The sequence below is a fragment of the Shewanella sp. GXUN23E genome (genome assembly GCF_050865035.1).
Taxonomy (GTDB): Bacteria; Pseudomonadota; Gammaproteobacteria; order Enterobacterales; family Shewanellaceae; genus Shewanella.
This window is the reverse complement of record NZ_JBOZWP010000009.1, coordinates 31,127-56,046: the sequence shown is the minus strand read 5'-3', so window position 1 is coordinate 56,046 and position 24,920 is coordinate 31,127. Positions and strand designations below refer to the sequence as shown.

Below are 24,920 nucleotides of genomic sequence, written 5' to 3'. Positions count from 1 at the left end.
GGGCGTTGCAACTCCCTATAATACTCAGCCAAATTTGCATGTTTACAGCTATCAAGACAGGAATTGCCATGCGTCCAGGTAACAGAACTCCGGCTCAGACTCGTCCGATCTCCATCACCCGTAACTTCACTGCCCACGCTGAAGGCTCTGTGCTGGTTGAGTTCGGTGAAACCAAAGTGCTGTGTACCGCCAGCTTTACCGAAGGCGTACCAAGATTCCTCAAAGGCTCAGGCCAAGGCTGGGTAACTGCCGAATACGGTATGCTGCCGCGTTCTACCCACAGCCGTATGGATCGTGAAGCTGCCCGTGGCAAGCAATCCGGTCGTACCCAGGAGATCCAGCGTCTGATCGGCCGTGCGCTGCGCGCCGCGGTGGATATGAAGGCGCTGGGCGAAAACACCATTGTGATCGACTGTGACGTGATCCAGGCCGATGGCGGTACCCGCACTGCGGCCATTACCGGTGCCTGCGTTGCGCTGGTGGATGCGCTGAACTGGGCCCGTAACAAGGGCGTGCTGAAAACCAATCCGCTGAAGTTCCTGATCGCTGCGGTCAGCGTAGGCATTTTCGATGGTGAGGCTATTTGCGATCTGGAATATATCGAAGACAGCGCTGCTGAGACTGATATGAACGTGGTGATGACCGAAACCGGCAAGATCATCGAAGTGCAGGGCACTGCCGAAGGCGAGCCATTCAGCCACGAAGAGTTGCTGACCATGCTGGAGCTGGCCAAGCACGGCATTCGCGAGATTATCGATGTGCAGAAAGCTGCACTGAATTGATTTTTAAAAGAGGACCCGTCGAGGGTCCTTTTTTTAAGCCGGTTACAGGGCTTGGCACTTGCTGTGTCCAAACTGTGGCAATCGATCCCCCAAGAAATACCCAAGAAATATAAAGTGAGGAATAAAGTGAAAGCCTATCAGCGTGAGTTTATTGAATTTGCCCTTGAGCGTCAGGTATTGAGATTTGGCGAATTTACGCTTAAATCGGGCCGCAAGAGTCCTTACTTCTTTAACGCTGGTCTGTTCAATACAGGTCGTGATTTGGCGCGTCTTGGCCGCTTCTACGCGGCTGCGCTGGTGGATTCAGGCATTGAGTACGATCTGGTGTTTGGCCCTGCTTACAAGGGCATCCCGATTGCCACTACCACCACGGTGGCGCTGGCTGAGCATCATGATGTAGACATGCCTTACTGTTTCAACCGCAAAGAGAAGAAAGACCACGGTGAAGGTGGTTCACTGGTTGGCAGTGAACTGAAAGGCAAGGTCATGCTGGTAGACGATGTGATCACCGCCGGTACTGCCATTCGTGAATCCATGGATATTATCAAAGCCCACGATGCGACGTTGGCTGGCGTACTGATCGCGCTGGATCGTCAGGAGAAAGGCAAGGGCGAGCTGTCTGCCATTCAGGAAGTGGAGCGTGATTATGGCTGCGCGGTGATTTCCATTATCAAACTGGCTGACCTGATTGCCTATCTGGCGGAAAAGCCAGGTATGGAAACTGAGCTGGCTGCGGTAAGTGGCTATCGCGAGCAGTATGGTATTTAAGCCATGCAAGCAGGCCTGCTCCAGGCCTGAAAACAGAAAACGCTGCCAATGAGCAGCGTTTTTTTATGTCTATTGTTGATGGCCCTTCGGCAATTACTGATGCAGAAACTCGGCGCGGGTAGCCGGGTTGGACTTGAAGATGCCGCCCAGTGCCGTGGTGGTGGTGGAGCTGGTGGCATCCATTACGCCGCGGGATTTCACGCAGTAGTGCACTGCATCGATTTTCACCGCCACGTCTTTGGTTTCCAGCAATGTCTGCAGGGCTACCAGCACCTGTTGGGTCAGACGCTCCTGCACCTGAGGGCGCTGGGCAAAGAAGCGCACAATACGGTTGATTTTGGACAGACCAATAATCTTGGTGCGTGGCAGATAGGCCACAGTCGCCGTGCCGTCTATGGTGACCAGATGATGCTCACAGGTGCTGGTGAGGCTGATGTCCTGCACCCGTACCATTTCATCAAACTGCATCTTGTTGTCGATCACAGTGATCTTGGGGAAGTTTTGGTAATCCAGCCCCGAAAAGATTTCATCGACATACATTTTGGCGACCCGTCTTGGGGTTTCGACCAGGCTATCGTCGCTCAAGTCCAATGACATCAGTTCCAGAATCGCGCGCATATGCTGTTCAATCTGCACTTTACGCTCATCCGCTGTCAGGGAATTTTGCGTCATGGGGGTTTCCAGCCCACGCTCGAGCAGAGCTGCCTGTACTTTGGATGCCGCTTCACTTAATGCCATATTACCTCCGCGATAAATCATGCCTGCCGGGAGTAGTCCTGAGTCCCGACCGGGACGGGGAGAATACCGCGATTTGCGGAAGATTCATACATTCAGGATAACAAAAAAACCGATTAACCCAGTCAGGTATTTGGGTTAATCGGTTTGATAATGGTAGCCGCAGGCAGGGTGACCCTGGGGGTCAGTTCAGGTGTTGCTGCAGAAAGTCGAGCATCTGGGCATAGTATTTGGCTCTGTGCTCATCCTTGTAGAAGCCGTGCCCCTCATCGTCCATCACCAGAGTCTGGAACGGTTTGTTGGCTTTCTTAAGGGCATCGGCCATGGCTTCATATTGCTCAATGGGGGCGCGTTCATCTTCACCGCCATGCACCAGCAAAATGGCCGCTTTCAGTTTGTCGGCATTATAACTGGGCGACATGGCCTTGAGTACAGTTGCATCCGTGCCTATGGCCCGCTCCAGATAGGCGCGGCCAGCGGCTCTGTCCTGCACATCTCCTTCTTCATACATCATAGGCAGGTCATAGATCCCGGCAAAACCGATGGCACATTTGAACATATCCGGCTCCAGAATCGCACTTTGCAGTGCGCTGTAGCCGCCGAAGCTGCCACCGGAAATACAGATACGCTTGCCATCAGCAATCCCCTGGTCAATCACGTAGCGGGTGCCATCGATAATGTCATGCTGAATAGCACTGCCCCATTGGTGGTAACCGGCATGTTCAAAATTGTCGCCAAAGCCACCGCTGCCACGGAAATTGACCTGTAATACAGCATAACCTTTTTGCGCCAGCAACTGATTTTCCGGGTCGAACATCCACCAGTCTCTGGGGCCATGGGGACCGCCGTGGGGGACGACCACCATAGGCAGGTTTTTGGCTTCAGTGTTGGCGGGCAGGGTTAGATAACCGCTGATCTGCATGCCATCGCGGCTCTTGAATTCAATGGGTTTAACTTCAGCCATTTGCTCAGGGTTGAGCCAGCTGCGGCTGGAGAACAGATACTGCAGTTTGACCGGTTTGGTGGTGAACAGATAAAAGTCACCGGGATTTCTGTCATTAAAGGCATGCACCACAAAGGTATCACTGCTGCGGTTTTCACTGACAATCCGTACCTGATGGCCGGGCAGGCTGGCCAGCAGTTGTTTCAGGTATTCACTCTTGGGGTTGTCTGCATTGACGAAGGCATAGGTTGGATAACCCGCGGCAAACTCAACGGCATACAGTTGCTTGCTGTTTCCATCAATCCAGAATTGGCTGGCTTCGACTTTGTCGTCCTGCACTATGGGGGTGTGCTTGCCGGATTTAAGATCAATATGGCGGATCTGTCTGGGCTCGCCCTGCTCACTGACCAAGGCATAGATGCTGTGAGCATTCTCGGCGAACGAAACAGGGGTTAGGCCGTCCAGATCCAGACCGCTGACATTGGTAATGTCGGTCCACTCGCGGTTCTCCCGGCGATAGATTTTGACGTCGTAGTTTTTGTCACGCCCCATGGCGAAGCGCACATCGCCATCATGGTCGGTCAAAAAACTGGTATACCCAATGGGGCCTACTGTGACCTTTTTACGTTTGCCTGAGTAGACATCCACTTCATACACCACCTGAGGTTTTTCCAAATCCAGCGAATTGGTGCTCCAGTGGATCGCTGAAACCAGCATTTTGTCGGGATTGTCGTGCAGTGGGTCCAGCATAAATGAAGTGGCATTGATGGCCGTTGAACGCTTGATATTTGAGCCAATTTGCTGATTTTTATTGTTATATCCAAATAAATACTCAGAGCGGGAACCGTCGACATTGGTGGCCATCATCTCCCCATAGTACAGAGGATGATCGCTCCAGCCTTTCAGGTACTCTTTGGTGACCACCACTCGTTCATCGTTGACCCAGTAAAAATCGCCGATTTGGCCACGCTCACCAAAGTGGACGGCGTGTTTGGGTTTTAGGGTTTGTAAATCGAGAATGAGCAGCACATCTTTGCCTTCGAGTTTTGACTCGACCCCCAAATAGTCTCCGCCAGGGGAGATTTTGGGGTTAAAGAATTCACTACCTTTGGCGAAGTGTTGCGCCAATTTCGCATTGGTTTCACTGTTGTCATTGGCTGCGAAAGTGGTATTGCTACCCAGCAGCATCAGAGCTGCGATGGAAATAGAGGAGATTTTCATACCATATCCTTGGTTTATGAATTGCGTCTTGCTGCAGACACTTTATTCATAAAAAACAAAAATGCAACTTTTGTAGCAATAGGATAAAGGTAGTGATTTGTGCCTGTGCCATGAATCAAATATTAATACCAAGGGCAGCAGCCATGCTGACAGTAACGCGATTGTGCTTTGATGCGGGGACGATATGGCAGACGTTGAGGGGCACGCAAGGCTGTGGAACACTAGGGCAGATCGGGGTGGCTGAATGGCTAAGGAACTGACGGGTTGGGGAGTGGGCATCGGTGCAAATTCACCGATGCCGGTATGGATCAGCTTTGCAGCAGTTGCTGCTGGATAAAGGTCCATTGCTGTTCAAAATGGTCGGTTGGCTTGAGTTTAAACTCGCTGCGCACAAATTGCGCAACACGGCCTTCAGCCACGGCCAGCAGCAGGTTGGCCAGAATCGCTTCATCCAGATTGAAGCCCTTGCCTTCGCGCAGGGTCTTTTCACGCAGGATCTGCTTGAGCTGGGTTTCGATTTTGGCAAACAAGTTGCTGATGCGGCTGCGCAGACGCTCGTTTTCACCCAGCAGAGCATCACCATTCAGCACCCGGGAGATGCCCGGGTTGCGTTCGGCAAACACCAGCAGCAGTTGCAGGGTCAACTGGCAGCGGCGCATGGTGTCTTTTTCTTCATCCATGATGAGGTTGATGCGGGTCAGCAGCGAGTCTTCAATAAAGTCAATTAGCCCTTCGAACATACGTGCTTTGCTGGGAAAGTGACGGTACAGCGCCGCCTCGGAAACGCCGACTTCGGCAGCCAGTTTTTTGGTGGTGATACGTTCTCCCGGATTGGTCTCCAGCATCTGGGCCAGGCACTGGAGAATATGTTCACGCCGGTTGATTTTTTGGCTTACGGCCATTGCAGTATCCTTCGCTCAATTACAACTTTTGTCAGCTTCCAACTTCGTTTCCTGCCGCCACTCAGGGCGATGCAATGGCATCGCACCGGCGCAGGTCAACCTGGGGCTGGGTATTATTATTGGGAACCTGAGTGCTTATTTGGTTCCTGAGTGACCGAATCCACCTTCGCCACGATCTGAGCTGGCAAATTCATCCACCAGACGGAATTCTGCCTGTACTACGGGTACGAAAACCAGTTGTGCCAAGCGGTCGCCGATTTCAATGGTGAAAGGTTCACTGCTGCGGTTCCAGCAGGACACCATCAGCGGGCCCTGATAATCAGAATCGATAAGGCCAACCAGATTACCCAGCACGATACCGTGCTTATGGCCCAGGCCAGAGCGGGGCAGAATGACGGCTGCCAGAGCAGGATCGGCAACATGGACGGCGATGCCGGTTGGGATCAGCACAGTTTCACCCGGCGCTATGGTCAGCGCTGTGTCTGTCATGGCGCGCAGATCCATGCCAGCACTGCCTGGGGTGGCATAGGCTGGCAACGGGAATTCTGAGCCGATACGGGAATCGAGGATTTTCAGTTCAATAGGTGTTTTCATCGTGCTTCTTTAACTCTGGCGATCACACCGAGCAGTTGCCCGGCAAGAGTGTGCTTATCGGTCGCAGGCAGCTCTTCACAGCCTTCTGGCCAGAAGACTTTGAGTGCGTTGGTATCGGCGTTGAAGCCTTGTCCCGGCGTGGAGACATCGTTGGCGGCAATCATATCCAGTTGTTTGCGCTGCATTTTGTCTTTGGCGTAATGCTCGACATCATGGGTTTCAGCGGCAAAACCTACGGTGAAAGGTTTATCTGCCAGCGCGGCGACCGTCGCTAAGATATCAGGATTGCGCACCAGTGCAAGTTGCATGGTCTCGGCAGATTTTTTGATCTTGGCATCGGCAATTTTGTCGATACGGTAGTCGGCCACGGCGGCGCAGCCGATAAAAATATCCTGACCTTTGACTTCAGCCATCACTGCCTCCAGCATCTGCTGCGCCGATTGCACATCGATGCGCTGTACGCCTGCGGGTGTAGGCAGATTCACCGGGCCGGTAACCAAGGTCACCTGCGCGCCCATCTCGGCGGCTTTGGCAGCGATGGCAAAGCCCATTTTGCCTGAACTGTGGTTGGAGATATAACGCACCGGGTCAATGGCTTCGCGGGTGGGGCCGGCGGTCAGCAGCAGCTTTTGACCTTTAAGCGGTTTATTACCAAAGAAGGCTTCTGCACGTTTGGCAATATCCAATGGCTCCAGCATACGTCCAGGGCCCACTTCGCCGCAGGCCTGGCTGCCGCTGTCCGGTCCCCAGATATGCACGCCGCGTTCACCCAATACCCTGAGGTTATGTTGAGTCGCTGCATGTATATACATCTGCTGATTCATTGCCGGACAGACAACTACCGGCGAACCGGTTGCCAGTGCGCAGGTGGTCAGCAGCTCGTCAGCCATGCCAGCCTGCATTCGGGCCAGCACATTGGCAGTGGCCGGGGCGATGATAAACAGATCTGCCCAGCGGGCCAGCTCTATGTGGCCCATTGCGGCTTCAGCCGCAGGATCCAGCAGATCTGAGGCCACCGGATGACCACTGAGTGCCTGCAGTGTCAGCGGTGTAATAAATTCCATGGCGCTTTGGGTCATTACGACCCGCACTTCGGCGCCGCGCTCTTTAAGGCGGCGTACCAGGTCGGCACTCTTGTAGGCGGCGATACCCCCGCCGATACCCAGCAGAATTTTCTTGTGATTCAGGCTCACGGTTATTGTCCAAGGCTCAATCCAGAGGCGCTAACCTTATCATATTCCCTTTTGGGTTAGGTATCCGTGTGACTTCAGGAAGCCGTGATTTCTCTGTTTTGCGCACCAACTCATGCAAGGCAAATATCGTTCTTAATGTATTTGATTGTCATTTGCTGCCGTGAAAGTGACATTTGCGCACCGGCTGCCACGGAATTGGAGGCTGGCGCGAGATACCGCTGTGGTGAGCGCAGGCTGACAAAATCAATTCTGGGCCATACTTGTGAGAGTTAATCGCACAGGGAAAGAACATGGGGATCAAGGATTGGCCGGAAGGAGAAGGCCCGCGGGATAAGTTGCTGACCAAAGGTTGCAGCAGCTTGTCTGATGCCGAGTTGCTGGCAGTTTTACTGCGAAATGGTACGCCGGGAGAGAGTGCGGTGACCCTCGGCAGGCGACTTTTAGCCGAATTTGGTGGGATCCGCGCACTCTTTTGCGCTCCAAAGTCGAAGGTGTGTCGACTTCGTGGTGTGGGATCGGTAAAATACGCGCAGCTTCAGGCGGCCGCAGAACTTGCGCGCCGTATTGCCCGCGAAAACCTGCTGCGAGGGCAGGTGTTGACCAATCCTGATTTAACCCGGGATTATCTGATGACGCAGTTGGCAGACAGGCCTTATGAAGTGTTTGCCATTTTGCTACTGGACAGTCAGCACAGGGTGATTCAATTCGTTGAATTATTCCGGGGAACCATAGATTCTGCGTCGGTTTATCCACGCGAAGTGGTGTCTCTGGTGCTGGAGAACAATGCGGCTGCCGTCATTGTTTGCCACAATCATCCGTCTGGTATCGCCGAGCCCAGTCAGGCTGACAGGCGAATTACTGAGCGATTGAAAAATGCGTTGGCAACCATAGACGTATCCTTGCTGGATCATATGGTAGTAGGGGATCGCGAGATTGTATCCTTCGCGGAACGAGGGTGGATTACTTAATCACCGCTTGATCTTTCCCCTGCAATCCTGTATAAAATGCGCCCTTCGTGTGCCTCGGGCGACGGCCATACGAGGCACATTAATGCTCGAGCGTTAAAATTGTTTTTTGGAGAAGATTGACATGTCAAGAGTATGCCAAGTAACTGGCAAGCGACCAATGGTTGGTAACAACCGTTCGCACGCAAAAAACGCGACCCGTCGTCGTTTTTTACCTAACCTGCAGAACCACCGTTTCTGGTTGGAAACTGAAAAGCGCTTTGTACAGCTGCGTGTTTCCACTAAAGGTATGCGTATCATCGATAAGAAAGGTATCGAAGTAGTTGTTGCTGAACTTCGTGCCCGTGGCGAGAAGGTGTAATAGATCATGGCTAAAGCTAAAGGTAACCGCGAGAAGATCAAGCTGGTATCATCTGCCAAGACTGGTCACTTCTACACTACTGACAAGAACAAGCGTAACATGCCAGAAAAGATGGAGATCAAGAAGTTTGATCCTGTGATCCGTCAGCATGTTATCTACAAAGAAGCCAAGATCAAGTAATTGATTCTATAGCGTTTCTTGAAAGCCCCCTCAACTGAGGGGGCTTTTTTTTGGGCTTAATTTGGCTGCCGTCATTCCAGGTTATCTGATTGCAATCAAAAAATTCTCTATATGTGCAAATAAATGCTTTTTATGTGAATTTTGATGCACTATTATTCGCGTGTAATGAATTTGTATTTATTCCATGTGAGGTATGCCCTTGAACGCCGCAACTGCGCAGTTGATTGACAGCTTTCGTCACTCCGCGCCCTATGTAAATGCCCACAGAGGCAAGACTTTTGTCATTATGCTGGGTGGTGAGGCCATTCAGGATGGGGAGTATCGCGCCATCATCAATGATGTTGCGCTGCTGCACAGTCTGGGGATCAAGTTGGTGCTGGTGCACGGTGCCAGACCGCAAATCGATGCTGAATTGGCAGCTCGCGGGCTGGAGGCGGTATTTCATCATGGCGTGCGGATCACCGATGAGCCCAGCCTGAAAGTCATCCGCCAGGTCAGCGGCTCACTGCAATTCGATATTATGGCCCGTCTGTCCATGGGACTATCCAATACGCCGATGCAGGGAGCCAATATCAATGTGGTCAGCGGTAACTTCGTTATCGCTCAGCCCTTGGGAGTGGATGAAGGCGTGGACTATTGCCTGTCCGGTCGGGTGCGTCGTATTGATGTGGAAGGGTTGCAGCAGCAGTTGGCGAAAGATTGCATCGTACTGGTTGGGCCGGTGGCAGTTTCCGTGACCGGCGAAAGCTTCAATCTGACCGCCGAAGAGGTGGCGACGCAAATTGCCATTCGCCTCAAGGCGGACAAAATCATTGGTTTCAGCCATCAACACGGTCTGCTGGATGAGGATGGTTCGGTGATCAGTGAAATCCTGCCGGGTGAAGCCCTTAGTTATCTGACTCAGCACGGTGAGCAAATCTGTCCGGCCTCAAAAGCCTTTGTGGAAGCCTGCGTGGAAGCTTGCCGTCGTGGGGTTCCCAGATGTCACCTGATCAGCCATTTACAGGATGGTGCGCTGTTGCAGGAGCTGTTTACCCGTGATGGCATAGGTACCCAGATAGTGACCGAGAGTGCCGAGCGCCTGCGACGTGCCAGCATTGCTGATATCGGCGGGGTGCTGAACCTTATCCGTCCGTTGGAAGAGCAGGGCATTCTGGTGCGTCGCTCACGCGAGCAACTGGAAATGGAGATTGAGCAGTTTATGGTGGTTGAGCGTGACAGCCTGATCATCGGCTGCGCTGCCCTGTATCCCTTTGAAGAAGACAACGCCGGTGAATTCGCCTGTTTGGTGGTGCATCCTGACTACCGTGATGCCGATCGCGGCAGTTTGCTGCTGCGTCACATCATTGGTCAGGCCAAGGGACGCGGTTATGATCGGCTGTTTGCACTGACCACCCGCAGTATTCACTGGTTTTTGGAACATGGCTTCAACATAGTGGATGTTGACGCCCTACCAACCAAGAAGAAGCAACTGTACAACTACCAGCGCAAATCCAAGATCCTGATGCTGGAGTTGAAGGATGTGATCAACTGATTGACATAATATGTCTCGATATGTGACTCTGGATGCCTGGTGGTTTTCTATACAGGAATACAGGTATGCACGAGCAGCATTTCGATATCGTTGGTTTGGGCAGCAGCGGCAATCTGAGTTTTTTGGTGTTGACTCTGGTGATGGTGGTGATTGCTGTATTTCTGTGGCGTAAACCATTGCCTGCTGCCGCCAAATCCATCTCTGTTGTTCTGGTGCTGGGATTAACTCTGATATTTTCATGGGCTTGGTACAAAGCCCAAAGCGCCGAAGTGAGCCTGAATATGACTCAGTTCCGTCTGGATGTGCCTTTTTATGGCGAGACCTTGGCGCGCAGTGAGCTGATTGCCGGTGGTGTCAGAGAGATTAATCTGAATGAGGAGCCGGGTCTGAAGCCGGACTTGCGCACCAATGGCATGGGCATGCCGGGGTTTCAGCTGGGTTGGTTCAGGCTGGATGACGGTCAGAAAGCGCTGATGGCGGTAGGCACAGGTACGCAGGTACTGATCCCGACTCACAAAGGGTATGTCATCATTGTCAGTACCTCAGATGCCGAGCGCTTGATTGCCGCATTGTAACCATGCTTCGTTTTGCTTCACCCAAAATCACAAGGGAGCCGTTGGCTCCCTTGTTGCTTTCCGGCATCAAAGGTTAATGACTGCCGCGCAGCCCAAGCTCAATTGAGCCCAGCCTGGTGAGGGATATACAACCCGCAATCAGGCGCGGGCCGTTTTCATTTCCCGCCGGCGTTTATAAACCATGTCTGTTGTGAATGCGATCAGCGCCAGCCAGATAAAGCCGAAGGTGATGCTCTTTTCCATGTCGAAGGGCTCGCCAAACAGGGTAATTGCCAGTAGAAACATGATGCTGGGGCCGATGTACTGAAAAAATCCCAGAATGGTTAAAGGAATACGTATGGCGGCGCCGGCAAAGCACAGCAGCGGCACTGAGGTGACAATGCCTGCCGCCATCAGCAGTAAATTCATATCCATGCTGTTGGTCAGCATGTTGGCTCCAGCTTCCTGTGGCATCCACAGCATGTAGGCCAGGGCCAGAGGTACCAGCAGTGCCGTTTCCAGCAGCAGACCACTTTGGGCGTCAATATTGACCTTCTTGCGCAGCAGGGCATACAACCCAAACGAGGTGGCCAGGCCGATGGAAACAACGGGTACTGAGCCAAAGGAGACAATCTGGATGAGTACGCCGATGGCGGCCAGACTGACAGCGACCCACTGCAGTTTGCGCAGACGCTCACCCAAAAACACCATACCCAGCATGACGTTGAACAGTGGATTGATGTAATAGCCCAGGCTGGCATCAAGCATGTGATCATTGTTGACGGCCCAGATAAACAGCAGCCAGTTGCCCGCGATAAGCACTGACGTTATACAAAGTATCCCCAGCTGTTTGGGGCGTTTGAGGATTTCGCGGACTTTGCTGAAATTGCCAACAAACAGCATCAGAATCATCATAAATACAAAGGACCAGATGATGCGATGCAGCAGGATTTCAGTGGCAGAAACCTGGTCCAGTAATTTGAAATACAGGGGAGCAAAGCCCCACATGCTGTAGGCGCAGAGGGCGAGAATAACGCCCTTGCGGTATTCGGTGTTTTCCATGGGTATCAGTATTGGTCTGTCAGGGCCGGCGATTGTAAGGCCTGTAGTCTGAAATGTCAGTAAAACCGCCGGAATCCTGCACAGCTAACAGCAAGGCAGCTTGTCTATACAACCAGAACCGGCGGTATCAGCCGGTCAGATAGGTCCCTGTACCGAAAGCGATATGCTCACCCTGTTCATTATGTAACTCCATTCTGCACACTGATACTTTGTTACCAGAGCGAATCACCTGACCGGTACCTGTGAAGATGTTACCTCTGCCCGGTCTGAGGTAATCCACCCGCATATCTATGGTGCCCAGGGTCATCAGCCTACTTTTCAATTCCTCTTCCTGCCAGTCATCCCGGCTGGCCACCAGTCCGGCAAATGCCGTGAGTCCTCCGACGACATCAAGCACAGTCGCGGTCACGCCGCCGTGCAAAATCTGCTGGTGGATATTGCCGATGAGTTCAGGTTTCATGGTGATCCGTACTTCAACGCCTTGCAAATCGTATCTGTCGATACGCAGTCCCAGCAGTTTGTGAAAGGGGATATGTTGATCGAACACTTCGGCCACCATGGCCAAAGCACGTTCCTGTATCTGGTCTGTGCTGGGATGTGACATGAGTTCCTTTCCTGAGTACACAATGGCGCGCTACCCACAGCCTGTGCAAATGACTGTGGTGTTTGAGTCTTTACTCTATCGCTGAACAAGGCGAGTTTGCAATTTGTTGATTCAGCAGGCACTGATGAAAACAACCACAGCTGTGCCTGCATTTTATTCGCCATGCGGGTAGAATAGAGCGCTTTGACAGCCGCGACTTGCCGCATGTGCCGTTGGCACCGGGGCTGGTTTCACTTTCTCTGTCTTTTTTCGGGGTTGTTTTTCAGGGTCAGCATGCAAGAAAGCACACTCAAGTCTCCTTTGGATCCCTATCTTGGCTGTTTGCAGCAGGTATTTGGTTACCGGGCATTTCGTGAGGGGCAGCAGGATGTTATCGAGCGTATTTGTCACGGTCAGGACTGTCTGGTGATCATGCCCACCGGAGGTGGCAAGAGTCTTTGCTATCAACTCCCGGCTTTGATGTTGCCCGGTCTTACCGTGGTGGTCTCGCCGCTGATTTCCCTGATGAAAGATCAGGTCGACAGTTTGACGCAAACCGGGGTGTCCGCTGCATTCCTCAATTCCACTTTGCCCAGAGAGCAGGCGCTGGAAATCTATCGTCAGCTGAGAATGGGCGAAATCAAGCTGTTGTATGTATCACCGGAGCGTTTGCTTGGCGGTGATTTTATGGAGCGGCTGCAATCACTGAATGTCAGTCTGTTTGCCATTGATGAAGCCCACTGTATCAGTCAGTGGGGGCATGACTTCCGTCCTGAATACGCGGCATTGGGACGACTCAAGCAGGACTTTCCGCAGATCCCTTTGATGGCCCTGACTGCCACTGCGGATCAAGCGACCCGCAAAGATATCTGTGACCGGCTTGGCATTCAGCCTTATGTGCTGCTGTCCAGTTTTGACCGCCCCAATATTCGTTACACAGTGGCGGAAAAGTTAAATGCAGCTAATCAGTTACGCCAGTTTATTGAGTCGCAGAATGGTGCCAGTGGCATTATTTACTGCGGCAGTCGACGACGGGTGGATGAAGTGGCGCAACGCCTGCGGTTACAGGGGTATCGCGCTGAAGGTTACCATGCCGGTATGACCCAGGAGGAGCGCGCGAGTGTGCAGGAGCGCTTTATCAATGATCAGCTGGATATTGTGGTCGCGACTGTGGCATTCGGTATGGGCATCAATAAGTCCAATGTGCGTTATGTGGTGCACTATGACATTCCCAAGAGTATTGAGGCTTACTATCAGGAAACCGGTCGCGCCGGGCGTGATGGCATGGAGGCCGAGGCTTTTATGCTGTTTGATCCTGCCGATATTGGCCGGGTCCGGCATTTGATTGAGCAGCAGGAGCCCGGGCCCCAGCAGCAGGTTGAGCATCATAAGCTCAACTCTATGGCGGCGTTTGCCGAAGCTCAGACCTGCCGGAGGCAGGTGCTGCTGCATTATTTTGATGAGAGTGCCAGTCAGCCCTGCGGTAACTGCGATATCTGCCTCGATCCCCCCAAGCAATACGACGGGACTCAGGATGCTCAGAAAGTGTTGTCCTGTATTTATCGCCTGAATCAGGGCTTTGGCATCAATCATTTGATCGAAGTGCTGAGAGGCTCCAAGGCCGCCGGCGTTGTTGACCGGGGGCATGACAAGTTGTCCACCTGGGGCATAGGCAAAGACAAGAGCCATGAACATTGGCTCAGTGTTTGCCGTCAGCTAATTCATCTGGGATTGGCCAGTCAGGACATTACCCGCGGCAGTCGGGTGCGCCTGAATCCCGCCGCCAGACCAATTCTCAAAGGTGAGGTTGCCTTGATGCTGGCGGAGCCTCGCATTGCCATACCTGTCACCACCCGCCGTCGCAACAGCACCCGGGTGCCAATGAATTACGACCGCAAATTGTTTGCCCGTCTTAAGGTGCTGCGCCGGTCGCTGGCTGAAGAGCACGACATTCCACCGTATCTGGTCTTCAATGATGCATCCCTGGCTGAAATGGCGGCCATGATGCCCACCACGGAGGCTGAGATGCTGGCTGTCAACGGCGTCGGCGAGCGTAAGCTGGAGAAGTTTGGCAACGCATTTTTGGACGAGATTGAAGCTTTCCTGACCCGGGGTTAACCCCGGGCGGTCATCTGAAACAGTTTTGCCTCTTTGCTTTTTTGTCTCGAGGCCTGACTGGCAAAGGCGCGTTTGACCAGCGATGTGGCCGTATCGAATTGCTGCATGGCCGCAATCCCAACGCTGACCATAGCGTGCCGGTGCCAAGGCCGGATCCGTTCCAGTAGCTGCTCCATGACCTGCTGCGCACCGGTTTGTGAGGTCCCAGGCAGGATTAACATTAATGACTCTGGAGTCAGGTATACCAGCTTATCCTGCTCTCTGAGCTTAGTGATGATTTTTTCCTCCAGCTCAGGCATATCTTCCCTGAGTGTGGGACTGATACCAAACACCAGAATTGCCAGTGGATACTGAGCACGCTTGGCATTATTCATTGCCAGTTCCAACACCTGATACTGAATGGGAGTCCTGCTGCTGATCTGCTGCTCAGTGCTGCTTTTCTGCTTGCGATGGATAAGCAAATACAGGCAACTGGCAGGCAGCATCACGCCAAGTATCACCAACAGCAACAACCAGCCAACAGGCACGCCCAGACCTGACTCAGTCACCAAACCTGTGTCTGGCTGACGATCCCAGCCAAGTCTGGCTTTGTATTGTACAAAGCGGATATCGGCCAGGTGCTTGTTGGCTTTGCCCGCGGCCTTGTATGCCAGCTGCAGATAATCATAGGCAAGACGATAGTCGGCCTTGCCTTGGTAGAAGTCGCTTAGCTCCAGATACAGTTTTTGCAGATATCCCTGCTGTCCCAGCTGCTGGGCGGTGTTGATGGCCGCCTGGGTATATTCGAGCGCGGTCTGAGTGTCTCCGGCGGCAAACCTGATGCTCGCCAGCAACCGGTTGGTCTGCATTATGCTGAGCCGGTGCCGGTATTGGGTGAAAATTTCCAGACTGCTGTGAGCGTAGTTTTCTGCCTGTTGCAGGTTCCCTTTTTCGATTTCAATCGATGCAATGATGGCGTAACTGTATGCCTGCTCGAGTGGGGTAGTGAGGGTTTGCAGGGATTCTATTCCGGCGTTCAGCAGTTGGTCACTGGCGCTGAAATCACCGGTATCCCGCAAGATTCTGGCGGCGTTAAGCAACAGGATGTGTCTGACCTTACCCTGGGCATCGTCCTGCTCCAGAGCCTGATAGGCATACTGCACGGCCTGCAGCAAGTCACCACTGGCGTACAGCAGATTCCCCATGGCGCCGAGCAGGTAGGCATGTGGTGGCCAAATCCAATTGAGTGACTGTTGTTGCATCTCATCGGTAACATCCAATGCCAGGCGCAAGTCTTCCATAGCCTGCAGGTAGTTTTCACCGTCGGTGTCCAGCTGGCCACGCAGACGCAGCAGATTAACCAGAGCCTGTGGTTGCTTCAGCTGTTTTGCCTGGTTGATGCCATTTTCCATTAGTGGCAGCGCCGACTTCAGATCTCCCATGTTGACATGCCCTTCTGCCTCGCAGGCAGTGAAATAGGGCATAGCCTGCTCGAGGCCGAGCTTCCTGGCATCGACCCGGCCGACCGAAGCCAGCTGAATTGCAGCCTGATACTCGCCATGCTGAATAAGCAGCTGGCATTTCAACATCTGCAGTCTCAGGGTGTGGGTTGCCGGGGAATCCGGACTGAGTTGGTTCTCCAAATCGGCAATCTGCTGTTGTGCTGATGCCGGCGCCTGGTAAACCAACCCGTTGAGCTGATCCATCTGGCTCAGTGCTGCCTGGGCGCCCAAGCCGGTCAGGCTCAGGGTAACCCCCAACATGAAGGCGTATAAATCCATTTAACGCTCCGCAAGGGTAAAGTGCTGATAAAGTTTAATACGATGGTAACAATAATTGAGTGATTTGTGCATCGATAGTAACGGTCGCATCTTCTGAATACCCCGGATACGCTGTCGGCGCCCACTGTTAAATGCGACCAAAGTTTCTGCAACTTGAGCAAAATTTGGTTGACACCCTAAACGTCAGCAGGTTAAAAGTTACCCGTTAACATTTATTGAACCTTGAGATTTTATTGTAAAACCATGAGTCACTATTCAGCTCGACTGCTACTAAACCTATTGATTCTGGCACCTGGTGCGCGGAAGGTTTAGACATGGTTTTGAGTTAACACCCGAATTCCATCACCCCGCGCAACAGTCGCGGGGTTTTTTTTGGGGCTCCTTTCAACGGGAGCAAACAGGGCTGCGGAGAAGGATGATGTCTGACAGAGTAATAATTTTTGATACCACATTGAGAGATGGCGAGCAGGCGTTGGCCGCCAGTTTGTCGGTGAAGGAAAAACTGCAGATTGCCATGGCCCTGGAGCGACTGGGGGTGGATGTGATGGAAGTGGGCTTCCCGGTATCCTCGCCCGGTGATTTTGAGTCGGTACAGACCATTGCACGCACCATTAAAAACAGCCGGGTATGCGCCCTGTCGCGGGCGCTGGAGAAGGATATCGATGCCGCCGCGCAGGCGCTGAGCGTCGCCGAGCAGTTCCGTATTCATACCTTTATTTCCACCTCGGATATCCATGTACAGAGCAAGCTCAAGCGCTCTTTTGATGATGTGCTGGAGATGGCGGTCGGTGCAGTCAAATACGCCCGTCGTTTTACCGATGATGTGGAGTTTTCCTGCGAGGATGCCGGCCGTACCCCCATAGATAATCTGTGCCGCATGGTGGAAGCGGCCATTAAGGCCGGTGCCCGCACCATCAATATTCCCGATACCGTGGGTTACACAGTGCCCAGTGAATTTGGCGGCATTATTCAGACCCTGTTCAACCGCGTACCCAATATTGACGAGGCGGTGATCTCAGTGCACTGCCATGATGATCTGGGCCTGTCGGTGGCTAACTCCATTACCGCGGTGCAGCAGGGGGCCCGTCAGATCGAATGTACCGTCAATGGCATAGGCGAGCGTGCCGGCAACTGCTCGCTGGAAGAAGTCGCCATGATCCTGGCCACCCGCAGGCATCTGCTGGGGCTGGAAACCAATATCAATGCTAAAGAAATTCACCGTACTTCGGCACTGGTCAGTCAGCTGTGCAATATGCCAGTGCAGGCCAACAAGGCAATCGTCGGCACCAATGCCTTCAGTCATTCTTCCGGTATTCATCAGGATGGCATGCTCAAGGCGCAAAACACCTATGAAATCATGACACCGGAAAGTATTGGCCTGACCCGTAACAATCTGAACATGACATCCCGCTCAGGCCGCCATGTGATCAAGCATCGCATGAGTGAGATGGGCTACAGCGAGCAGGATTACGACATGGACTCGCTGTACAAAGCCTTCCTCAAGTTGGCGGACAAGAAAGGCCAGGTATTTGACTATGACCTGGAAGCGCTGGTGTTCATCAAGGCGCAGCGCCGGGAAGATGATCATTATCGTCTCAAGCAACTGATCATCCATTCTGACTCCAAAGAGGGGGAAGCGACGGCCACAGTGCGGCTGGAAATCGGCGGCGAAAAGGTAACCGAAGCGGCAACCGGCAACGGCCCGGTAGATGCGGCTTACAACGCCATTGCCCGGGCGACGCACCGCAAAATCGATATCGCGTCTTACAAGCTCGGTGCCAAAGGCGAGGGCCAGAATGCACTGGGACAGGTGGATATTACCGCCCGTTATCAGGGCCGTAATTTCCATGGCGTGGGGCTGGCCACTGATGTGGTGGAGGCTTCGGCCAGAGCCCTGGTACATGTGATGAATCTGGTGCGCCGGGCTGATGAGGTGGCGGACAAAAAACAAGAAATTCAAAAAGCTAGGGAGTTAGGTGGAGTATGAGTTACCAAATCGCAGTATTGGCCGGGGATGGCATTGGTCCGGAAGTGATGGCGCAGGCGCGCAAGGTGCTGGCGGCGGTTGAGCACAGATTCAATCTCAGCATGGAGTACAGCGAATACGATATCGGTGGTATCGCCATCGACAACCATGGCTGCCCTCTGCCGGAAGCAACATTGAAAGGCTGTGAAGCGGCCGATGCCATTTTGTTTGGTTCAGTGGGCGGCCCCAAGTGGGAAAAATTGCCTCCTGACAGTCAGCCAGAGCGTGGTGCCTTGCTGCCGCTGCGGGCCCACTTTGGTCTGTTCTGTAACCTGCGCCCTGCCAGATTGCATGACGGGCTTGAGCATTTAAGCCCGTTGCGCGCCGACATCTCTGCCCGTGGTTTTGATGTGGTGTGTGTCCGTGAACTCACCGGCGGGATCTACTTTGGCAAACCCAAAGGCCGTCAGGGCGAGGGCGAAGCAGAAGAAGCGTTCGACACCATGAGATACAGCCGCATGGAGATCCGCCGCATCGCCCGTATCGCGTTTGAAACCGCCCGTGGCCGCAAAGGCAAGGTCACCTCAGTGGATAAAGCCAATGTGCTGGCCTGCTCAGTGCTGTGGCGTGAAGTGGTGGAAGAGGTTGCCAAAGACTTCCCGGATGTCACGCTTGAGCATATCTATATCGACAATGCCACCATGCAGCTGCTGCGTCGCCCCGATGAGTTCGACGTCATGCTGTGCTCCAACCTGTTTGGCGACATCATCTCTGACGAGCTGGCCATGCTGACCGGCTCCATGGGGCTGTTATCTTCTGCCAGCATGAATGCCTCGGGTTTTGGTCTGTATGAGCCCGCCGGTGGCAGTGCGCCGGATATCGCTGGTAAAGGCATAGCCAACCCGATTGCCCAGATCCTGTCGGCTGCTCTGATGTTGCGCCACAGTCTGAAGCAGGAAGAAGCCGCTGCCGCCATTGAGCGCGCCGTGGGTAAAGCCTTGTCGGAAGGCTTCCTCACCGGCGAGCTGGCCACCAATAGGGCGCAGGCCAAGACCACTGCCGAAATGGGCGACTTTATTGCCAATGCTATTGCGGAGGGGATCTGATGACTGCCACCAATCAATCCACTGGCAATCCGCCAGCCAGAACCCTGTATGAAAAGATATGGGACAGTCATGTGGTCGTCGAGCCACAGGGAGAGGCCCCTATTCTGTATGTAGACCGGCATCTGGTGCATGAAGTGACCTCACCGCAGGCCTTCAGCGGTCTGAAAACAGCCGGTCGGCCGGTGCGCGCACCGCAAAAGACCTTTGCCACCATGGATCACAACACCTCCACCAAGAGCGCCAGTCTGGATGCATTAAGCCCGATGGCGCGCACTCAGGTGGAAACCCTGGCACAAAACTGCAAAGACTTCGGTATCCGCCTGTATGACATTCACCATCCCAATCAGGGCATAGTGCATGTGATGGGGCCTGAGCTGGGGATCACCCTGCCGGGCACGGTAATTGTGTGCGGCGATTCCCACACTGCCACTCACGGCGCTTTTGGTGCCCTGGCCTTTGGGATCGGCACCTCGGAAGTGGAGCATGTGCTGGCGACCCAGACGCTGCGCCAGCTCAAGGCCAAAACCATGAAGATTGAGGTCAAGGGTAAAGTCGGCGCCGGGATCACTGCCAAAGACATAGTGCTGGCCATTATTGGCCGGATTGGCATGGATGGCGGTACCGGCCATGTGGTGGAGTTTTGCGGCGAGGCCATTCGCGATCTGTCGATGGAAGGGCGCATGACCCTGTGTAACATGGCGATTGAGATGGGCGCCAAGGCCGGGCTGGTGGCGCCGGACGCCAAGACCATCGCCTATCTGGAAGGCCGCGAGTTTGCTCCCAAAGGCGATGCCTGGCAGCAGGCCGTCATCGCCTGGCAACAGCTGGCCACCGATGAAGGCGCTGCGTTTGATGCTGAGGTGGTGCTCAATGGTGCCGAGATTGCGCCGCAGCTGACCTGGGGCACTAACCCGGGACAGGTGGTGGCCATAGATCAGCCGGTGCCCAATCCCGCCGACGAGACCGACGCTTCGGTGCGTGATTCCATGGAAAAGGCACTGAAATACATAGGGCTGGAGCCTGGCGTGCGGATGACTGATGTCAGTATCAACAAAGTATTTATCGGCTCCTGTACCAACTCCCGCATTGAAGATCTGCGCTCAGCAGCGGCCCAGATCCGTGGTGGCAAAGTGGCCGATGGCGTCACTGCCATAGTGGTGCCAGGCTCGGGGCAGGTGAAGCTGCAGGCCGAAGCAGAAGGGCTGGATAAGCTGTTTATCGAGGCGGGTTTTGAGTGGCGTTTGCCGGGCTGCTCCATGTGTCTGGCGATGAATGATGACAGGCTGGAGCCGGGCGATCGCTGCGCCTCTACCAGTAACCGTAACTTTGAGGGACGCCAGGGACGGGGCAGCCGTACCCATCTGGTGAGCCCGGCCATGGCCGCGGCGGCTGCGATTGCCGGTCATTTTGTGGATATTCGTGGCGTGGTTCCAGCAGACAGCAGGGAGGCATAAGCATGCAGGCATTTACCCAACATATAGGTCTGGCCGTGGTATTGGATAACGCCAATGTGGATACCGACCAAATTATCCCCAAGCAGTTTCTGTCCAAGGTGACCCGTGATGGTTTTGGTGTGCACCTGTTTCATGACTGGCGCTATCTGGATGAGGCCGGACTTAAGCCCAATCCTGAGTTTGTGCTGAATAAGCCGAGATTTGCTGGTGCTTCGATTCTGATTGCCCGGGAAAACTTTGGTTGTGGCTCCAGCCGCGAACATGCGCCCTGGGCACTGGCGGACTTTGGGCTGAGGGTGATTATTGCATCGAGTTTTGCCGATATCTTTTACGGCAATGCCATCAACAATGGCCTGTTGCCGGTGAGATTGGCAGAGGCCCAGGTGCAGCAGCTGATGGATGAAGTGATGGCGGTGGAAGGTGCCGCCGTGACTGTGGATCTGGACAAGCAAAAGGTCACTTCACCCTCGGGCAGTGAGTTTATGTTCGAGATTGCCCCATCGGCGCGTCATAAGTTACTTAAGGGACTGGATGCCATAGGGCTGACGCTGGAGCATGATGCTGAGATTGCGGTTTTCGAAGCTGACATTCCCCCGTGGCGTCAATAACGATATACCCATGACACCAATCGAGATCATAGTGCAGTAAATACAGCGTACACATGTACCGTGAGTGTTAGCCGAAAAGGCGGCATAAGCATTTGCTTATGTCGCCTTTTGCTTTTTCTGATGCGCGCCGATTTATATGTATTTGAATAATATGTTTATTTTGATTTTTTGGTCGAAGCGAAATTCATATTATGTACACATGTTAGTGAAATGTGCTGATGATTGGTTGGTAAAAAAGATAACGCATGTTCATGCCTTATGGCTTTTTTATTTATTTGTATTTAAACGAAAATATCTAAAAATTATTTTTTGCATGATAGTGTTCAGCGAATCTTTCAGGCTTTTTGTTCGCAGTGAAAATGATGTTTATGGTGATATTGCTCACATTGATATGTATCGACTGCATCTTTTGCGGATAAATATGCTGTTTTGGGTTGGGTTATTGCAAAAAGATGCTGCATGAGTACACTGCCTGACTAAATTTTAGAGTGCATACTCTATTTACTGATCACAGATAATCAGAGAATAACAATGAAACAGCGTACATTGACTCTTGCCGTGACTTCGGCACTTTTGGGGATGACGGCTCAGGTTCAGGCTGCCGGTTTTCAGTTGGCTGAGTATTCAGCAACAGGTTTAGGTCGTGCTTACGCCGGTGAAGCGGCCATGGCCGATAACGCCGCGGCTCAGTTCCGTAACCCAGCCATGTTGACCTATCTCAAGGGTACTCAGGTATCTGCCGGTGGCATTCTGGTGATGCCTAACATTGATATTGAAGGTCATACTGTGGCTGTCGATATGACTGGCAAGCCATTGGCTGCACCTGTTGCCACTCAGGCCAATGATATTGCTGACGCGGCTTTTGTGCCTAACTTCTACCTGAGTCATCAGCTGAATGATGATCTGTATCTGGGTCTGGCGCTGGCCACCAACTTTGGTATGGCCACTGAGTTGGAAGATAGCTTCAAAGGCACTCAGTTCGGCAACGAAGCTGCGGTGACCACCATGGAAATCAACCCCAACATTGCTTACCGCATCAATGACCAGTTCAGTGTTGGCGCCGGTGTCCGTATGGTACTGGGTGAAGGCAGCATAGGTGCCAAGAGCAGCGCTGATGTGCCCATGTTTGGTGTACAGACTGGTGACACTCTGAAATATATGAAGGGTGATGATATCGCCTGGGGCTGGCAGCTGGGCGGTGCCTGGCAGATTAATGCCGATAACCGTATCGGTGTGAACTATCGCTCAGCGGTGGATCTGGATCTGGAAGGTCATGCCAAGGGTTTTGCCTTCAATCTGGCGGCAGTCAAAATGGGTCTGGCTCCACAGGCGGAATACGCCGGCAGTATGGAGCTGACTCTGCCTGCCACGGCAGAAATCGCCTCTTTCCATCAGCTGACTGACAAGTTTGCCATGCATGCCAGCATCAACTGGACTGACTGGAGTTCGTTCGAGAAGCTGGAAGCGGAAATCCCTTATCTGGTTGCGGCCCCAAACCAGCTGGTGAAGCAGGAAAATTGGCGTGACAACTACCGCTTCGCCATTGGCGGTACTTATCAGCTGGATGATCAGTCGGTACTGCGCGCTGGTGTGGCTTATGACAAGTCCGCGGTTACCGATGCCAACCGTACTCTGACCATTCCTGAAATGGACAGATACTGGTTCAGCCTGGGTTATGGCTACAAGTACAGCAACAACCTAACGCTGGATGCCGGTGTGACTTACATTCTGGCTGACGAGTCACCTGTGACTGAACCACGTCCGGGTATTGAGTCTGACAAGTCTTCAGCACTGTTTGGTGGCGCCTTTATGGGCAGCACCAGCGGTGATTTGCTGCTGTTTGGTGTACAGGCCAGCTACAAGTTCTAATCCTGCACGGACGTTTGCATAGCTTGTATAGACAAGTGTATTGAACGGTAAGTGAATAGCAAAGGGGCGCCAATTGGCGCCCCTTTTTCATGTCATGAGTTTGATGTCGGATGATTGCGGGAGTGAATGTATCCGCAATCAGCTGATGTAGCTCTGGCCGGCGTACACCACGAAGTGACGCAGTGCCAGTACCCCAAGGATGGTGCAGCTGGATACCGCAATCAAAAAGCCTTTGCTGTGTTTCCAGGACTTGGGGGCCAGCGTGGAAGCCAGTACCGGCACCGCCAGACCCAAACCGACAACGCCAATCCAGAACACACCAGCCCAGGCACCTGTGGTGATGGCGGCAGTGGCGGCCTGCGCTGCCGGGCCGGAGAAGTTCAGACCGACGAACAGCAGTACCAGACACAGGGCTTCGTTAAAGGCTACCGGATACTCGATTCTGTGCACCTGCTCGATACAGTCAGACTCTTTCTTGCTGAAGAACAAGGTCGCGACCAGGATGTTACCCGCGCTGCCGACAGACAGAGCCGAGGCCAGGAACAGCGCAGGCAGTACTGCGGTGTTGAGGATTGGGTAGCTGATCAGCGCCGACAGCAGGAAGCCGGTGTATACACCCACACCCAGTGCCAGGGCGAAGATCACCTTGTTCAGCGTGCCTTCTGCCTGACGACAAACCTTGAGGATACCGCCAAGCCAGGGGGCAAATTTAAGCACCTGCTTTTCAAACACTAAACCTGCGAATACAAACACCAGCGGGATGTACAGCAGCAGGGCAATTACCCCCCAGGCCATCACTGAGGTCAGGTTGTAGTTGATCAAAATCAGGTAGAAGTGGAACGGTTTGGTCAAATCCAGCACCAGCAGCGCCATGCCCAAACAGATCGCCAGTGGCCCGATGATCCCGGCAGCTTTAATGACCGGCAACCCTTCCGATGGCAGACCACGGGCCTGCTTGTACCACTTCAGACCGATGGCAACCAGCATAGAGCCTGCAGACAGACCGGCCATAAACAGGTAAACCGCGATAATCCAGTTCCAGACGACGGGATCATATTGCTCCATGGAGCCCCAGATATTGTTCATGCTTGGATCCCTCCTTTACGGCCAGGAATGCGGTACAGGCGGGGCTGGGTGCCCAGATGTACTTTTTGCTGATAATTGGATTTGGTATCCAGTACCTTGCGGACTTCACTGGTTGGGTCGTTGGCATCACCAAAGACCAGTGCCTGAGTCGGGCAGACGCTGACGCAGGCTGGCTGCTCGCCGCGGGCCAGACGGGTGTCCTTACAGTAGTTACACTTGTCCGGCACCCGGGTTTCCGGATTGACGAAGCGGACTTTGTACGGGCAGGCGGCGACGCAGTAGAGGCAGCCGACACACTTGTCTTCCTTGATGGAGACAATGCCGTTGTCATCCACATAGGCGGCGCCGGTTGGGCACACCTTCACGCAGGGGGCGTTTTCGCACTGCTCACAGGACACCCGGTTGTACTTGAAGTGCAGATGCGGGTAGTTGCCATAAGGGCCTTCAATGCGTACCTGCAGTCGGGTCACCGACTCAGGCACATTGTTTTCACTGCGGCAGGCCACGTTGCAGGCCTGACAGCCGATGCACTTGTTTTCATCGTGCACGAGAACATAACGCTTGGTCATATTGGAC

23 protein-coding genes are annotated in these 24,920 nt (G+C 53.4%); 13 read left to right on the top strand and 10 right to left on the bottom strand.

All coding sequences use genetic code 11. From position 1 onward, the window contains the following. Positions 1 to 68: 68 nt before the first annotated feature. Together rph and pyrE are read left to right on the top strand one after the other, a co-directional pair. Positions 69 to 782, top strand: coding sequence for a ribonuclease PH (gene rph, locus ACRRUX_RS10025; RefSeq protein ID WP_432529775.1), 714 nt, complete (start codon positions 69 to 71; stop codon positions 780 to 782). A 126-nt stretch (positions 783 to 908) separates the two neighbouring features. Continuing rightward, positions 909 to 1,550, top strand: coding sequence for an orotate phosphoribosyltransferase (pyrE, locus tag ACRRUX_RS10020; protein ID WP_432529950.1), 642 nt, complete (start codon positions 909 to 911; stop codon positions 1,548 to 1,550). Between the two features lie 93 nt (positions 1,551 to 1,643). Here pyrE and folE read toward each other — a convergent pair whose 3' ends face one another. The 5 genes from folE to coaBC form a co-directional block, all read right to left on the bottom strand. Further along, positions 1,644 to 2,288 carry a GTP cyclohydrolase I FolE gene (folE, locus tag ACRRUX_RS10015; RefSeq protein WP_432529773.1) on the bottom strand — a complete coding sequence of 215 codons (645 nt, stop codon included), beginning with the start codon at positions 2,286 to 2,288 and terminating at the stop codon, positions 1,644 to 1,646. 181 nt (positions 2,289 to 2,469) lie between these two features. Further along, positions 2,470 to 4,449, bottom strand: a complete 1,980-nt coding sequence (locus tag ACRRUX_RS10010) for an alpha/beta hydrolase family protein (protein ID WP_432529771.1) — start codon at positions 4,447 to 4,449, stop codon at positions 2,470 to 2,472. A 308-nt stretch (positions 4,450 to 4,757) separates the two neighbouring features. Continuing rightward, on the bottom strand, positions 4,758 to 5,351 hold the full coding sequence (slmA, locus tag ACRRUX_RS10005; RefSeq protein WP_432529769.1) for a nucleoid occlusion factor SlmA: 594 nt from the start codon (positions 5,349 to 5,351) through the stop codon (positions 4,758 to 4,760). A gap of 135 nt (positions 5,352 to 5,486) precedes the next feature. Then, entirely contained in the window at positions 5,487 to 5,945 is a 459-nt protein-coding gene (gene dut, locus ACRRUX_RS10000) for a dUTP diphosphatase (protein ID WP_432529767.1), read from the bottom strand. Further along, positions 5,942 to 7,138 carry a bifunctional phosphopantothenoylcysteine decarboxylase/phosphopantothenate--cysteine ligase CoaBC gene (gene coaBC / locus ACRRUX_RS09995; RefSeq protein ID WP_432529765.1) on the bottom strand — a complete coding sequence of 399 codons (1,197 nt, stop codon included), beginning with the start codon at positions 7,136 to 7,138 and terminating at the stop codon, positions 5,942 to 5,944. Before coaBC ends, dut begins: the two co-directional genes overlap by 4 nt. 290 nt (positions 7,139 to 7,428) lie before the next feature. Here coaBC and radC point away from each other — a divergent pair, with 290 nt between their 5' ends. The 5 genes from radC (at position 7,429) to ACRRUX_RS09970 (ending at position 10,753) form a co-directional block, all read left to right on the top strand. Further along, positions 7,429 to 8,106, top strand: a complete 678-nt coding sequence (gene radC, locus ACRRUX_RS09990) for a RadC family protein (RefSeq protein WP_432529763.1) — start codon at positions 7,429 to 7,431, stop codon at positions 8,104 to 8,106. Positions 8,107 to 8,227: 121 nt separating this feature from the next. Then, positions 8,228 to 8,464, top strand: a complete 237-nt coding sequence (gene rpmB / locus ACRRUX_RS09985) for a 50S ribosomal protein L28 (protein ID WP_011758449.1) — start codon at positions 8,228 to 8,230, stop codon at positions 8,462 to 8,464. Positions 8,465 to 8,470: 6 nt separating this feature from the next. Next, complete coding sequence (gene rpmG / locus ACRRUX_RS09980; RefSeq protein WP_011758450.1) at positions 8,471 to 8,644, top strand: 50S ribosomal protein L33; 174 nt, start codon at positions 8,471 to 8,473, stop codon at positions 8,642 to 8,644. Positions 8,645 to 8,843: 199 nt separating this feature from the next. Further along, positions 8,844 to 10,178, top strand: coding sequence for an amino-acid N-acetyltransferase (argA, locus tag ACRRUX_RS09975; RefSeq protein WP_432529760.1), 1,335 nt, complete (start codon positions 8,844 to 8,846; stop codon positions 10,176 to 10,178). Between the two features lie 65 nt (positions 10,179 to 10,243). Continuing rightward, positions 10,244 to 10,753: a PH domain-containing protein gene (locus ACRRUX_RS09970; protein ID WP_432529758.1), complete on the top strand. Its 510-nt coding sequence runs from the start codon at positions 10,244 to 10,246 to the stop codon at positions 10,751 to 10,753. Between the two features lie 138 nt (positions 10,754 to 10,891). Here the strand turns inward: ACRRUX_RS09970 and rarD are convergent, their stop codons facing one another. Both rarD and ACRRUX_RS09960 read right to left on the bottom strand, forming a co-directional pair. After that, entirely contained in the window at positions 10,892 to 11,794 is a 903-nt protein-coding gene (gene rarD / locus ACRRUX_RS09965; RefSeq protein ID WP_432529755.1) for an EamA family transporter RarD, read from the bottom strand. Between the two features lie 127 nt (positions 11,795 to 11,921). After that, complete coding sequence (locus ACRRUX_RS09960; RefSeq protein WP_432529753.1) at positions 11,922 to 12,398, bottom strand: thioesterase family protein; 477 nt, start codon at positions 12,396 to 12,398, stop codon at positions 11,922 to 11,924. Between the two features lie 273 nt (positions 12,399 to 12,671). Between ACRRUX_RS09960 and recQ the strand changes: the two genes are divergently transcribed. Further along, positions 12,672 to 14,495: a DNA helicase RecQ gene (gene recQ, locus ACRRUX_RS09955; RefSeq protein ID WP_432529751.1), complete on the top strand. Its 1,824-nt coding sequence runs from the start codon at positions 12,672 to 12,674 to the stop codon at positions 14,493 to 14,495. Here recQ and ACRRUX_RS09950 read toward each other — a convergent pair. After that, positions 14,492 to 16,255: a hypothetical protein gene (locus ACRRUX_RS09950; RefSeq protein ID WP_432529748.1), complete on the bottom strand. Its 1,764-nt coding sequence runs from the start codon at positions 16,253 to 16,255 to the stop codon at positions 14,492 to 14,494. The genes recQ and ACRRUX_RS09950 overlap by 4 nt on opposite strands. A gap of 418 nt (positions 16,256 to 16,673) precedes the next feature. On the opposite strand from ACRRUX_RS09950, the gene leuA reads away from it, so the two are divergent. The 5 genes from leuA (at position 16,674) to ACRRUX_RS09925 (ending at position 23,258) form a co-directional block, all read left to right on the top strand. Then, complete coding sequence (leuA, locus tag ACRRUX_RS09945) at positions 16,674 to 18,242, top strand: 2-isopropylmalate synthase (RefSeq protein WP_432529746.1); 1,569 nt, start codon at positions 16,674 to 16,676, stop codon at positions 18,240 to 18,242. After that, the gene (leuB, locus tag ACRRUX_RS09940) at positions 18,239 to 19,327 is read left to right on the top strand and encodes a 3-isopropylmalate dehydrogenase (protein WP_432529744.1); all 1,089 of its coding nucleotides are present in this window, start codon (positions 18,239 to 18,241) and stop codon (positions 19,325 to 19,327) included. The genes leuA and leuB overlap by 4 nt, the downstream gene beginning before the upstream one ends. Continuing rightward, positions 19,327 to 20,781 carry a 3-isopropylmalate dehydratase large subunit gene (leuC, locus tag ACRRUX_RS09935; RefSeq protein ID WP_432529742.1) on the top strand — a complete coding sequence of 485 codons (1,455 nt, stop codon included), beginning with the start codon at positions 19,327 to 19,329 and terminating at the stop codon, positions 20,779 to 20,781. The genes leuB and leuC overlap by 1 nt, the downstream gene beginning before the upstream one ends. Positions 20,782 to 20,783: 2 nt before the next feature. Next, entirely contained in the window at positions 20,784 to 21,389 is a 606-nt protein-coding gene (gene leuD / locus ACRRUX_RS09930) for a 3-isopropylmalate dehydratase small subunit (RefSeq protein WP_432529740.1), read from the top strand. A 531-nt stretch (positions 21,390 to 21,920) separates the two neighbouring features. Then, positions 21,921 to 23,258 carry an outer membrane protein transport protein gene (locus ACRRUX_RS09925; protein WP_432529738.1) on the top strand — a complete coding sequence of 446 codons (1,338 nt, stop codon included), beginning with the start codon at positions 21,921 to 21,923 and terminating at the stop codon, positions 23,256 to 23,258. 138 nt (positions 23,259 to 23,396) lie between these two features. On the opposite strand, the gene nrfD is transcribed toward ACRRUX_RS09925, so the two are convergent. Then, positions 23,397 to 24,344 carry an NrfD/PsrC family molybdoenzyme membrane anchor subunit gene (gene nrfD / locus ACRRUX_RS09920; protein ID WP_432529736.1) on the bottom strand — a complete coding sequence of 316 codons (948 nt, stop codon included), beginning with the start codon at positions 24,342 to 24,344 and terminating at the stop codon, positions 23,397 to 23,399. Then, complete coding sequence (locus ACRRUX_RS09915) at positions 24,341 to 24,913, bottom strand: 4Fe-4S dicluster domain-containing protein (protein WP_432529734.1); 573 nt, start codon at positions 24,911 to 24,913, stop codon at positions 24,341 to 24,343. The genes nrfD and ACRRUX_RS09915 overlap by 4 nt, the downstream gene beginning before the upstream one ends. Between the last annotated feature and the right edge of the window lie 7 nt (positions 24,914 to 24,920).